The organism is Streptomyces sp. NBC_00536, from assembly GCF_036346295.1.
GTDB lineage: Bacteria > Actinomycetota > Actinomycetes > Streptomycetales > Streptomycetaceae > Streptomyces.
In genome coordinates this window covers 6,267,526-6,280,735 of the sequence record NZ_CP107819.1, presented here as the reverse complement: position 1 = coordinate 6,280,735, position 13,210 = coordinate 6,267,526, and the positions used below count along the sequence as shown (strand labels likewise).

General features: G+C 72.9%; 9 protein-coding genes. All 9 read right to left on the bottom strand.

Annotated elements, in window-relative coordinates:
* Positions 1-229: 229 nt before the first annotated feature.
* Positions 230-1,171 (bottom strand): FadR/GntR family transcriptional regulator, encoded by a 942-nt coding sequence (locus OHS33_RS27405; RefSeq protein WP_330333063.1) that lies wholly within the window; start codon positions 1,169-1,171, stop codon positions 230-232.
* Positions 1,172-1,308: 137 nt separating this feature from the next.
* A complete protein-coding gene (locus tag OHS33_RS27400) occupies positions 1,309-3,108 on the bottom strand; it encodes an ABC transporter ATP-binding protein (protein ID WP_330333062.1) in 1,800 nt (599 codons plus the stop codon).
* A gap of 110 nt (positions 3,109-3,218) precedes the next feature.
* Positions 3,219-3,968, bottom strand: a complete 750-nt coding sequence (locus OHS33_RS27395; protein ID WP_330333061.1) for an NUDIX hydrolase — start codon at positions 3,966-3,968, stop codon at positions 3,219-3,221.
* A gap of 275 nt (positions 3,969-4,243) precedes the next feature.
* Positions 4,244-6,211, bottom strand: a complete 1,968-nt coding sequence (locus tag OHS33_RS27390; RefSeq protein WP_330333060.1) for a glycogen debranching N-terminal domain-containing protein — start codon at positions 6,209-6,211, stop codon at positions 4,244-4,246.
* Positions 6,212-6,357: 146 nt separating this feature from the next.
* On the bottom strand, positions 6,358-7,683 hold the full coding sequence (locus OHS33_RS27385; RefSeq protein WP_330333059.1) for a DUF4192 domain-containing protein: 1,326 nt from the start codon (positions 7,681-7,683) through the stop codon (positions 6,358-6,360).
* 128 nt (positions 7,684-7,811) lie between these two features.
* Positions 7,812-8,468 carry a helix-turn-helix transcriptional regulator gene (locus OHS33_RS27380; protein ID WP_330333058.1) on the bottom strand — a complete coding sequence of 219 codons (657 nt, stop codon included), beginning with the start codon at positions 8,466-8,468 and terminating at the stop codon, positions 7,812-7,814.
* Between the two features lie 210 nt (positions 8,469-8,678).
* Entirely contained in the window at positions 8,679-10,199 is a 1,521-nt protein-coding gene (locus tag OHS33_RS27375; RefSeq protein WP_330333057.1) for a long-chain-fatty-acid--CoA ligase, read from the bottom strand.
* A complete protein-coding gene (hemA, locus tag OHS33_RS27370) occupies positions 10,196-11,428 on the bottom strand; it encodes a 5-aminolevulinate synthase (RefSeq protein WP_330333056.1) in 1,233 nt (410 codons plus the stop codon). The genes OHS33_RS27375 and hemA overlap by 4 nt, the downstream gene beginning before the upstream one ends.
* 69 nt (positions 11,429-11,497) lie before the next feature.
* Complete coding sequence (locus OHS33_RS27365) at positions 11,498-13,063, bottom strand: class I adenylate-forming enzyme family protein (RefSeq protein WP_330333055.1); 1,566 nt, start codon at positions 13,061-13,063, stop codon at positions 11,498-11,500.
* Between the last annotated feature and the right edge of the window lie 147 nt (positions 13,064-13,210).

Sequence of the window (13,210 nt, the reverse complement as noted above, 5' to 3'; positions counted from 1 at the left end):
AACGGCTGCTGTGTTCCTTCCGTCGGCCATCACCTAGGTCATCGCGTGACCTCGCAGAGCGTTACGCCCAATCTTCGTGGCCCGAGTCACATCCCGCGTGCTCCCATGCCGGTCATTCGGTCACGGGTAACCGAGTTCGCGGCCGGCCCGGACGCCGGTGTCGCCGGACCCGACCGGGTCCGGCGACACTCGTCCACCCCATGCTCGCGCCCGTCCGCCGTCCGGCGCGTCAGTGCTCGCGCGGTGCGGGGACCACGCGCTCGACCTCCGGATGGACCGTCAGGAGCTGACGCATGGCCGCCTCCGCGCCAGTGGCGTCGCCCGCGGCGAGCGCCTCGACCATCCGCGCGTGGTGCGCGACGCAGGTCTCGCTCGGCCGGTCGCAGGCGGTGATCGGGCTGCCGGACACCTGGAGGGCGGAGGAGACGATGCCCGAGAGGTGTTCCAGCATCCGGTTGCCCGCGACCTGGATGAGCAGCGCGTGGAACTCGTTGTCGGCGCGGGCGAAGGTGATCGCGTCACCCTGGCCGAGGGCGTGGCCCATGATCTCGACCATGTCGGCGAGCCGCTGCTGGATGTCCGGGCGGCCGTGCCCGGCCGCGAGGCGGGCGGCGAGGGGCTCGATGGTCCAGCGCATCTCGTTCAGCTCGCGACGCTGGTCGTCGCGCTGGGGACCGTACGCGCGCCACTCGATGATGTCGGGGTCGAGCAGGTTCCAGTCGGCGACGGGGCGGACCCGGGTGCCGACGTTGGGGCGGGCGCTGACGAGGCCCTTGGCCTCCAGGACCCGCAGGGATTCGCGGACGACCGTGCGGGAGACCTCGAAGCGCTGGCCGATCTCCTCGGGGACCAGCGGGCGGTCCGCTCCGAGGTCGCCGGAGACGATCATCTGGCCGAGTTGCTGGACGAGTTGGCCGTGCAGCCCGCGGCCGCGGCTGCCCGCCGTGCGGCGGCCCACCCGGCTCAACTCGACGTCGGCTCCGTCCCAGTGGGGTGCACCGACGCGGTCGGTGCCGGAGGCCTCCGCGTAGGGGTAACGGTCGAGTTCGCCCGGGCCGGCGAGGCCGGTGTCGGCGTGGCGGGCGGCGGTCATCATGGTGTGCGCAAGGGTACTCACGAATCCTTTGTCGGCCGTGCTCCGGCGACCCTTGAGGTCTTTGGTGAAAAGCACACGAAAGGGTGATCGGTGCCACCTACGCAATTGACGACTTATCGTAAAGAACCGGGCCTTTTACGGGGAGTTGCGATCCGGTTCGAGTGAAGCGGGCTCCAACGGTCTTCCGGGGGCACAGTTGCGCCCCGCAGCGGTCACCAACGGACTCTGCCGCGCAGTCCGGTGAACCCATAGGCGCACAACAGGACCAACAGCGACAACACCAGCGCGGTGCCGACAGGTTGGGCCATCACCCGCAGGGCGCCCAGCACGAGCCGGTCGGCTTCCGGGGGCCACTGCGCCCAGGACAGGGCGCGCAGTCGGCCCGCCAGCCCGGACGCCGGGTAGGCGGACGGACCGTCGAGCGCCTTGCGTACGAGCGGTACGACGAGCACCTGTACGGAGACCACCGCGCCCAGTCCCGCCAGCGCGGAGCGGAACACGCCGGCGGCGAGCACCCCGGACCAGGCGCAGCCGACGAGCAGCCCGGCCCATCCGGCGGCCGGGGCGATCCACTGCGCCGGGGGCCGCAGCGGGCCCTGATCGAAGACCAGCCCGAGGGCGGCCGCGTCGGCGGTGACCGTGAGGGCGCCCAGCACCAGGGCGAGCGCCCCGCAGACCCCGAGCTTGGCGACGAGCAGGCCGAGCCGCCGGGGCACGGTGCCGCGGTCGGCGGCGAGCGCGGGGTAGCGGTACTCCTCGCCGAAGGCCAGCGCGCCGAGCAGTCCCGCGCCGAGGGCGGCCGGGGGCAGCGGCAGCAGCTCGGGCCAGCCCGCGAGCAGCCGGTTCTGCGGGGTCCCGCCGAACCGGGCCAGCAGCAGGGCGGTGACCACGGAGACCGTCACCACGACGGCCGCCGTCAGGAGCGGGGTGGCGGTGCCGAAGACCCGGCGCAGCTCGTAGCGCAGCGGCCGCAGGGGCCCGCCCACGCGCCGGACGGGTGACGGAGGCGGTGCGGAGCCCGGGCGGCGTCCGCGGCCGTCCGGACCCCCGCCGGGGGCCGGTACGCGGGCTTCGGCGCGCGCGCCCTGCCGCTCTTCGGCCGGACCCGGCGCCGCGGTGCGGGCCTGTGGCACCGGGGAGCCGCTGTCACCGGTCTCGTCGGCCAGCTGGTGGACGAGCACGCCGTGCCGGAAGGCGGCCTCGCCGACCTCGGCGCAGTTGCTGCCGTAGACGGAGAGGCGGCTGCCGCTCTCCTCGACGATCTCCACCGTGCGCCGGGCCGCCCGGGCCTCGCGGCCCAGGACGTCGGCGAGGCGGGCCGCGTGCGGGGTCCGGACGGCAACCCTGGGGCGCAGCCGGGTCCGGGCGAAGTCGGCCGCCTCCTGGTCGGCCACGAGGCGGCCCGCGGCGATGCTGACCACCCGGTCGGCGCTGCGGGCGGCTTCCTTGGCGTCGTCGGTGGTGAAGAGCACGGCCCCGCCGAGGTCGGCGTGCCCGCGCAGCAGCCCGTGCAGCCAGTTCCGCTCCCGCGGGGAGAGCCCGGCGGCGGGCTGGTCGAGGAGCAGGGTGCAGGGATCGGCCAGCAGGGCTGCGGCGAGCCCGACCCGGCGGTCCATGCCGAGCGAGAGCGCGCCGAGCCGCTGGTCGCGCAGGCCCGAGATGCCGACGACGTCGAGCACCTCGTCCGCCCGGGAGGCCGGGACCCCGGCGGCGGCGCAGAGCATCCTCAGCTGACCGCGGACCGTGCGCGAGGGGTGTCCCGGCACGTCGCCGAGCAGGACGCCGACCTCGCGCCCCGGATGCGGGATCCGGTGCAGGGGGCGACCGCGGAAGTAGGTGACGCCGCGGCCCGGTTCGAGTTCGAGCATGAGCCGCAGCGCGGTGGTCTTGCCCGAACCGGGCGCGCCCAAGAGGGCGGTCACCTGCCCGGGGCGGGCCTCGAAGGTGAGGTCGTCCACCATGGGGGCGAGGTCTCGACGGGGTGCACTGGTGAGTCCGATGGCCTGGAGCATCGCTTCTCTCGCGGGGGGTGAGACCACTGTGCGGCAGGGTGAGTACCACGAGCAAGATAGCGCGATATGTCCGATTTACTCGGTAACCGGACCGTCGTTGTGTCGGATCGTCAGACTTCCGGGCGCAGCATCGGCGGGTTGAGCAGCGTGGCCCCGCCGGCCCTGAACAACTGTGCGGGGCGCCCGCCCTGACGGGTCGTCGTCCCCCCGGCGGGGACCAGGAACCCCGGGGTGCCGGTGACCTTGCGGTGGAAGTTGCGCGGGTCCAGGGCCACTCCCCAGACGGCCTCGTACACCCGGCGCAGCTCTCCGACGGTGAACTCGGGCGGGCAGAAGGCGGTGGCCAGCGAGGAGTATTCGATCTTCGACCGGGCCCGCTCCACCCCGTCCCCCAGGATCCGCGCGTGGTCGAAGGCGAGCCCCGCGGACTCCTCCTCGGCGGCGGCGAGCAGCTCGTCGACGGGGGCCCAGCGCGCGCTGTTGGCGTCCCCTCCGGCCCGGGGTGCGGGCAGGTCGGGTGCCAGCACCAGGTGCGCGACGCTGACCACCCGCATCCGCGGGTCCCGCCGCGGATCGCCGTAGGTGGCGAGCTGTTCGAGGTGCGCGCCGTGCACCCCGTCGCCGGTCGCGGCGGGCTCGTGGGCGCACAGCCCGGTCTCCTCGGAGAGCTCCCTGGCGGCCGCGGCCGCCAGGTCCTCGTCCCCGCGGACGAAGCCGCCGGGCAGCGCCCACCGGCCCTGGAACGGCTGCTCACCCCGTCGTACGACCAGCGCGCAGAGCGCGTGGCGGCGCACGGTGAGCACGACCAGGTCGACGGTGACGGCGAAGGGCGGAAAGGCCGACGGGTCGTAGGGCGACATGCCGCGATCATAGTCGTCTGCCTGACGATAAACAGCGCTTCCAGCAGACACCGCCTAGTGCTGTGGCCGGAAAGGTTTGCCGGGTCGCGGTGTTCGGTGCCCTGGGGTCTCCCCAGGCCCGAAGGGCCGAGGGGACGCATCGCAAGGCGGAGGGCCGCGACTCGTACTGGACGTACCGTCGTGGTCCGACAACGCCGGGGGCACCTCCCAGCGGTAGCTGGGGGAGAGGTGCCGTGCCGGGCGCCGTGACACGGTGAACCTTTCCGGTCACAGCACTAGACACCCAGCTGAAGCGCATCGCAGGCCTCCTCCACCATGCCCAGGCCCAGTCTGCTGACCCGGACCGCGAACGGTTCGCCCGCCACCCGCAGACCGGAGAGCCGCAGCTCCCCCAGCGGCGCACCGGGCAGCGGAGCCAGCGCCACGGTGCCCGCCGGGGCATCGGGGCGGATCCCGGCGAGAGCGGCCAGCACATGGATCGCGGTGGCGGCCGCCACCGCCGCGGGGCGGCAGGCCGCCGGGTGCGGCAGCGGGGCACTGCCCGCGGTGCGCTGCTCGGCGGCATACATCTCGGGCAGCCGGTACCCGAACCGCTCGGCCGCGTCGAGGAGGCCCCGCAGCAGTCCCACCGCCTCCTTCTCGAACCCGGCGCCCGCCAGTCCCGCCACCGCGACGGCGCTCTCGTACGCCCGCACGGCGCCCGAGTGGTGACCGAACGGGTTGTGCCCCGGCTCCCGCACCGCCATGCTCCGCAGCCCCCAGCCGGAGTCCATCGGCGGCGCTCCCAGCAGCCGGGCCAGCTGCTCGGTCCGGATCCGGTCCAGCAGCCCGGGGGCGAGCCGTCCCCCGCCCAGCAGACCGGTGTCCAGCAGGTGCGCGGCGGCCCCGGTCAGCCGCGGCAGGGGCCGCCCGTCGGGGTGCAGGGCGGCCGCGGGCCGTCCGCCGTCCGGACCGTCGAGCCAGAAGGCCTCCACGAACCGGACGCGCAGGGCGGCGGCCCATTCGCGCCACTCCTCGGCGCCGGACCGACCGCACCCGGCCAGCAGATCCGCCCCCAGCAGCGCGGCCCGATGGGCATGGGCCTGGGTCTCGCACCGCCGCGGTCCCGGATCGGGGTCGGCCAGGAAACCGTCCTCGGACAACGCCCCGCGCAGCCAGTCCAGACAGCGCTCCGCCGTCGGCAGCAGCCGCTCCACCTCCGGCTCCGGCAGCCCCCACCGCCGCGCCTCGGCGAGCACCACGGGGAAGGCCAGGGTCGCCTCCGTGCCGGTGCAGCCGGGCGGCAGCTGCGGGCCCGCGCCCCGCAGCGGTCCGGGAATCTTCCCGGCCCCGGGTCCTCTCCCGGTCTCCTGTGTCCGGGCCAGGACGCGCAGGGTCGCGGCGGCGAGTCCGGTGCCGAGCGGAAGCGCCATCCGGGCGGCCCACAGCGATTCGGCGGGAGCCAGCCCGCACCGCCACGGGACGCCGGCCGCCGCGTAGGCGTCGGAGGGATCCTCGGGATCCCTGAGCAGCAGCGCGCCCAGGTCGTCGAGACCGGTGCGCAGCCAGGGGTCGACCCGGGGGTCGTCGCATTCGGCGCGGGCCGGGGCGAGCGGGTTGGCGACCTGCCCGGCCGATGCCCGCGCGCCGCGGTCCTGGGAGGTGCGCAGTTCGATGGTGCGCGACTCCCCCGGGCCCAGTTCCAGCTGCCAGCGCAGCAGGCCGGTCGCGGCGAGAGCGTCGTCGGGGGCGGGCTCCGCCGTGGTGACGGCCTGGGCCCGGCCGGTGCTCCAGCGCAGGCCGCCCGCGTGCACCGCGGCGGGCAGTTCGGGCCCGCCGCGCCCGGCGGCGATCGCGGCCAGCTCGGCCAGGTCGGTGGCGAGCGAGATCTCCACGGGCAGCCGCACCCGGCGGGCGGTGTAGCTGCGCAGGGTGATCCGCTCGGTGCCGTCGGCGTGCCGGATCCGCTCCACGCCGATGTCCGGGTCCGGCCCCGGCTCCGCCCCGATGCGGACGGTCGCGGTGAAGGCGGCGCGGTCCGCGCCGAGGCTGCGGCCCTGGACGGCGACCGGGTCGCGGCCGCCGATCCGCAGGACGCAGCGCGACAGCAGCCGGCGGCCGGAACGGTAGATCCCGTCGATCCCGTGGCCGGTCAGCTGGCCGTGTTCGGGCGAAATGACGAGACAGGGCGCGGCGACGCAGATGAGGGCGCCGTGCACGGGCGGCAGCTCGGGCCGTCGGGCGGGGGGAACGGGGTGAACCATGCGTCGCCTTGTCTGCACTCCGGTCGGTTTCGCAGGGCGGCGGCGCGACCAGATCCCCGCCACCCCACAGCTGAACGCCCGCACCCCCGCCCGGGACACGGGCCGTGGGGGCGGCTGCGCCCGAGGGGCGGCTCCCCGGGGCCGGTTCACTGCTCGCTCCCGGCCGTGCGGCGCCGGGCGGGGGGGGTGGGTCGGGTGGTCCGGGGTCGCCGCCCCGGCGGCCGGGTGACTGCGGCGGCCCGCTCGCGGCGCGGCTCCCGCCGTCCCCGCTCCGCGCGCAGGCACTCCCGCAGCCCCTCCGGGTCGATGCCTTCGTTGCAGGCGTGGTGCAGCAGTTGGGCGAAGCGGTAGTCGGCGTCGGCCCGCAGGGCCAGTCCCAGGGCGATGCGGGCGGTCGGCTCGTCACCGATCGACCAGTACACCCAGCCCGCCAGGGTCAGCGGGGCGGCCGCGTGCTCGCCGTAGGCGCCGACGCAGCGCCGGGCGAGGGCGCGCCACAGACGCAGCGCCGGGGCGGCTTCCTCGTCCTCCATCCACTCCGCGGCGATGTCCCTGATCTCGCGGTCCTGGAGGCCGAGGATGAGGGAGGCCGCCTCGTCGTGTCCGAGGAGCGCGTCGTCCCAGTCCTCCGCGCAGGGTCCGCCGTCGGCGGGCGGGGCGAGGGTGAGCCGCCGCATCAGGGTCCGGGCGAGTTCCAGGGTGTCCGCGCCCACTTCCTCCCGGGTGGCTCCGTCGAGGATCTTCGGTACGAGGGCGGTGGCGGCCAGGTCCAGGGCCCGCTCCTGTTCGTAGGCGAGCGGTCCGCGCAGTGGTGTCAGGCGGCCCTCGATCTCCTGGAGCGAGCCCCTGACCCGGAGTCCGGCGTAGGTGGCGGCCGCGGCCATCACCGAGGTGCCGGGCACGGTCAGGGCGGTCCCTTCGGCCGGGCAGCACCGCGCGTCGGGGCAGCAGTAGGACCAGTACCGGCCGCCGGAGAGGCACAGCGCCTCCAGCACGGGCACGTCCAGCGCTCCGCAGGCGAGCCGGATGCGCTGGGCGAGCGGGCGCAGCCGGGTCATCACCCGCTGCCCGCTCTCCCCGCTGCGCGGATCCTGGCAGAGGAAGACGACGATGCCGTCGGGCTTGCCGCCGCGCCGTTCGCTGCCGTGCACCAGGCAGTCGGCGACCTGGCGGGCGGTGTCCTCCCATTCCCCCCGGTCGGTGGGAATGCCGACCCGCAGCCGGCCGCCGAAGCGGCCTCCCTCGCCGTGCAGGGCGACCATGACGAGGGAGTCGGTCGGATGGAAGCCGAGCATGTAGGGCAGGGCGTCGGCCAGTTCGGCCGGGCTGCGCAGGGTGATCTGCGAGTCGGCGGCCGCCGCGGGGCCGCCCGGCCCCGTGGGGGGCGCCGCGTGGTGGAGGGAGGGCTTGCCGGACGCCGCCTTGCGGGGCCGGGTACCGGACGGGTCGCGTGATTCCTGATTCTTCGTCATGGCTCGACGGTCCCGTGGGCCCACGGATCGCGAAACCCCTGTGGATAACGTTATCCACAGGCCAGGGACGTCATGGGCGCGATGTCACGGACATCGGGTTGCATGGGTGCATGAGCACAGGGGGTACGTCACAAGGTGAGGAGACCCGCGTCGATGGCGCGCACCACGGCCAGCGTGCGGTTCGGGCAGTTGAGCTTGGCCAGGACGATGCCGACCAGGCGTTTGACACCGTGTTCGGAGATGTTCAGCGACCGGGCGATCTGCCGATTGCTCAGACCTCCCGCGATCAGGCGCAGGACCTGGAGTTCACGTGCCGTCAGCGCGATCGGGGCTCGCGCCGGAGCCGCACCGCCATCCGTCTGCTCCGCCGCCGTCACCGATCGCCGCGCCAAGGTCTCCGACGCGTAGAAGCGCCCGGCCGCCACATCGGAGATCGCGTCGTGCAAGGTGTCGGGGCGCAGATCCGCCCAGTCCAGGAAGCCGCACGCCTGATCGGCCCAGGACTGCTCGACCGGAGCGGCGGCCGAGTCGACCAGGATCAGCACGCGCATCTCATGCGTCCGGAGGCTTTCGGCGGTCTCGGCGGAGAGGGGACCCACGTCATCGCTGGAGAGGATGACCAACTGGCCTCCGGAGAACGGGGCGAGATCATCGAAATCCGCGTAGGACCGCGCTTCGAGGGGGGTGTCCAGCGAACGGAACATTCCCTCGACGCCATAGCGCCGCATGTCGTCGCGGATGACCAGGACTATCTCTGTGTCTTCCTCAAGAGTGCGGGTCGGCACGCTACCTCACTTCCCTGCGGCATTGCGCAGGCACCCTGCGACGGCGGTTCCGTGGGCGCCGAAGGCCCACACCGAGTCATTCAATCGGCCGGGAGAAGGCCCCGTCACCGCCGACCACCCCTAATCTCCGCGCGCGCCCCCCTAACGGCAGTTGTCAAGAGGGTCGGCCGCGGCGGGGGCGGGTCCACAGGACCCGCCCCCGCGACGGCGTCACGCGTAGCGGTGTGCCAGCTCCCGCTTGAGGACCTTGCCGCTCGATCCCAGCGGGAAGCTCTCCACGAACTCGACGCGGCGCGGGTACTTGTAGGCCGCCATGTGCACCTTGCTCCAGGCCACGATCTCGTCCGCGAGCATCCCGCTCGCACGCTGACCGGGCTTCACCCGGACCACGGCGCACACCTCCTCGCCGTGCCTCGCGCTCGGCACGCCGACCACGGAGGCGGCGGCCACGGCGGGATGACCCAGCAGTACGTCCTCCACCTCACGGGGGTAGACGTTGTACCCACCGCGGACGATCATGTCCTTCTTCCGGTCGACGATGGACAGATAGCCGTCCTCGTCCTGCACGCCCATGTCCCCGGTCCGGAACCAGCCGTCGACCAGCACCTCGGCGGTCTCCCGCAGCCGGCCGAGATAGCCCGCCATCACGTTGTGCCCGCGCACGACGATCTCGCCTATGTCGCCCTGCTTCAGCAGCCTGATGCGCCCTTCCACCTCCGCGTCGGCGATGGCGACCCGTACGCCTTCGATGGGCAGCCCCACCGTGCCCGGCTTGCAGGGGATGCCCGGCTGGTTGTATGCCACGCAGGGCGAGGTCTCGGTGAGCCCGTACCCCTCGTACACCTCGCAGCCGAACGCGGCCCGCACCCGGTCGAGCACCGGCACCGGAAGGGCCGACCCGCCGCTGTACACGCGGGTGAGGCGCGGCGCCGGGGCTCCGGCCGCGATCGCTTCGAGCAGTGCGTGGTACATGGTCGGCACGCCCATGAAGACCGTGCAGCCGTGCTCGCGCATCAGCCGCAGGGCGTCGTGCGCCTCGAAGCGCTCCATGACCACCAGCGTCGCGCCGGCGTGGAAGGTGACGGCCATCCCGCAGATCTGGCCGAAGGTGTGCGACAGCGGCAGCGCGCCGAGCAGCACGTCGTCCTCGCCGAAGGCGAAGGGGGACACGGCGGTCACGGCGATGTTCGTCGCGACGTTGCCGTGCGTGAGCATCGCCCCCTTCGTCCTGCCCGTCGTACCGGAGGTGTACAGCACCAGCGCGAGGTCGTCCGTCCCCCGCTCGGCATACGTGTCGATGGGCTCGGCGCCGTCGTCGAGGAGGACGGAACCGTGCGGGGCCTCCCCCACGGTCAGGAGCAGGGCCCCGGCCGCCTCGGCGTCCCGCGCGGTCTCCTGCGGGAGCGTCCCCGCCCATACGAGGGCCCGCGCTCCCGAGTCCCGCAGGAGGTGGGAGATCTCCGCGGGCTTCAGCAGAGTGTGGACCGGGACGACGACGGCGCCGAGGGCGAGGATCGCGAAGTACAGCGCCGCGAACTCCGGCGTGTTCGGCATCAGCAGCGCGACCTTGTCGTCGGGACCGATGCCCTGGCCGCGCAGCGCGGCGGCGTACCGGCGGGCCCGGTCCCACAGACGCGCGTACGAGATCCGCTCCGTCCCGCACACCAGGGCGGTGTGGGATGGCCGCCGCGCCGCGGACTCTGCGAGGACGGCGGCCACCGACCGGGTCACGAAAGCCAGTTCCTGTCGGTGGCCGTCGGGATGTTCAGCTCTTTCCAGATCCCGCGGAGGGCCTCGGCGAAGTTCTCGACGTCCGCGCGCTCGTGCACCGTGGACGGCGCGATCCGCAGGATCTCCTCACCGAGGCGCACGCTGGGGGCGTTGATGGCCTGGACGTAGATCCCGTGCCGCTCGAAGAGCAGCCGCGACGCCTGCTTGCAGGTCTCGTCGTCCCCGATGAAGGCGGAGACGATGTGCGAGTCCGCCGAGATGAACGGGATGTCGGCCTCGTCGAGCAGCCGGTGCAGCAACTGGGCGTTCTCCGCCAGGGTCTTGCGCTCGATGTCGGAGGACCGGAGGTAGCGCACCGCCTCCAGCGCCCCCGCCGCGACGGCCGGCGGCAGCGAGGTGGTGAAGACGAACGCGCGCGACAGGGTGCGCACGGCGTCGACGAGGGCGGCGGGACCGGCGATGTAGCCGCCGACGGTGCCGTAGCCCTTGGCGAGCGTGCCCATCACGACGGTGAACTGGTCGGCTATGCCCTCGCGGGCGGCGATGCCCGCGCCCTGCGGGCCGTACATGCCGACCGCGTGCACCTCGTCGATGTACGTGGTGGCGTCGTACCGGCGCGCCAGCTCGGCGAACTCGGCCAGCGGCGCGATGTCGCCCGACATCGAGTAGACCGACTCGAGGACGATCAGCTTCGGACGGTCGGCGGGGGCGGCCGCGAGCAGTTCTTCCAGGTGAGCGACGTCGTTGTGGCGGAAGATGTGCTTCTGCGCGCCGCTGTGCCGCAGCCCGTCGATGATCGACGCGTGGTTCTTCTCGTCGGAGAAGACGATCGTGTCCTTCGGCGTCCCGGCCAGGACGCTCAGGGCGCCGTCGTTGGCCGTGTAGCCGGAGGTGAAGAGGAGCGCCGCCTCCTTGCCGTGGAGGTCCGCCAGCTCCTGTTCGAGCAGCACGTGGTAGTGGTTGGTGCCACCGATGTTCCGCGAGCCGCCGGAGCCCACGCCGTGGGTGTCGATGACCTTCTTCATCGCCTCGATGACATGGGGGTTCTGCCCCATCCCGAGGTAGTCGTTGCTGCACCAGACGTTGATCTGGGAGTCCACGCCGTCCTGGCGGGCGCTGGCGCTGGGGAAGCTTCCGGAGCGGCGCCCGATCTCCAGGAATTCACGCCGCCGCTCGGAAAGTTCCTTGGCGGTCACGCCGGTCGAATACGAATCCAGGTGCAGGTTCATGAGACTTACCTTCTCAATGCGGAGAATCAGAACAAGAGGGAGGGAAAACGGAAAGCTTGGACGCTTTGATCAGGCGCCTAGCAGCTGCAGTCGCACCTTGTCGGGCTTTCCGTTGTCGTTCAGCGGCAGATCGTCGACGACGCTGATCTTTTCGGGCACGTGCAGCCCGGAGAGGGACTGGGCGAGGTGCGCGCGAATGGCGTCGGTCTCCACCGGCACCGCCGGGTCGCAGACGATCGTGGCGTGCAGGTGCTCGCCGCCGCCTTGGTCCCGCACGCCGTACACCGCGGCGTGCCGGACGCCCGCGAGCGAGATGAGTTCGCGTTCGACGACCGTCGGGTGGACCTTGACGCCGTTGACCTTGACCACGTCGGCCACCCGGCCCAGGAGGTGCAGATAGCCGTGCTCGTCGGTGTAGCCGATGTCGCCGGTGTGGTACCAGCCGTCCCGCAGGACCTTCGCGGACGCCGCCGGGTCCCCGGTGTAGCCGTCCATCGTGTACGGGGAGCGCACGCGGACTTCACCCACCTCGCCGGTGGCGAGCGGCGCCCCCGATTCCTGGTCGCCGACGACGACCTCCACATCGGGAAAGGGCCGCCCGACCGTGGTCGAGAGCCACGGGTCCAGGTGCTCGTGGGGGAAGAGCGTGGTGAGCCGGCCGGTCTCCCCCGTGCCGTACGCCTGCACCATGATGAGACCGAAGGCCTTCACGGCCTGGGCGATCCTGGCCGGAGCCGCCGCGCTGCCGCTGTAGATGAGCCGCTGCAGCGAGGCCAGGCGCCCTTCCTCGACGTCCTTCAGCCCGCGCCCCTCCAGGTGGTCGAGCAGCTGGAACAGGTGGACCGTCGCCATGAAGGTCCAGATGATGCCCTCGTCGGCCACCGCGTTCACGAACTGCTCGGCGTTGAAGTTCTCGTGCAGGTGGACGACGCCGCCCAGCGCCAGGGCGGTGTCCGCCATGCTGCCGACGGTGTGGCTGAGCGGCGTGGTCACCAGGAGCTTGAATCCCGCGGCTTCGCCACCGGCGGCCACCATGCCCTGGACCAGGCCGTTGTACGCCCGGCCCGCCAGCCGGATGCCCTTCGGCCGTCCGGTGCTGCCGCTGGTGAAGGTGATGAGGGCCAGTGCGTCCGGGTCCCAGGGTGCGGTGCGCGGAGCATCGCCCGTACGGTCCTTCTCGCCGGCATCGCCCGTCACGCGCGTCACGGGCAGTCCCCCGGCGCCCTCGGCGAGTTCGGCGGCGCGCGGGGCGTTCTCGGCGTCCGTGTAGACGGTCACGGCCGCGGTGTCCCGCAGGATCTGGACCTGCTGGTCCAGCGGAAGGGTCACCTCGCTGGTGCCCGGGTTGGTGGACCGCAGGTAGCACACCGCGCCGCCGAGCAGATGCGCCGCATACCGAGCCGTGAGCATTTCCGGGCTGTTGGGCGCCACCAGAACGGCCACGACATCGCCCGCGCGGACTCCACTGTCGTGCAGTGCGTGGAACGCATCGGTCACCGAGCGAATCATTTCGCCGCCGGTGGAGGTTTCGCCTCGCCAATTCACGGCGGGGCTGTCCGGCGCGGCCGCGAACACCGAGAGGATGTCCGAGACATAACTGTGGCTTGCGCTCCACCAATGGTCCTGCGGGGTCACAAAACCCTCCCTTTCCATTCCTGCTCCCGGACAGCGATCCACTGGTCCGGGCTCGGTTCCCATTCTGTTCGCGCGGAAAGGCCGGGTGTGAGTACGTTCGGCCCGCTGGAACGGCGCACCGCATCGGCGCCTCCGGGCGGTGTAGCC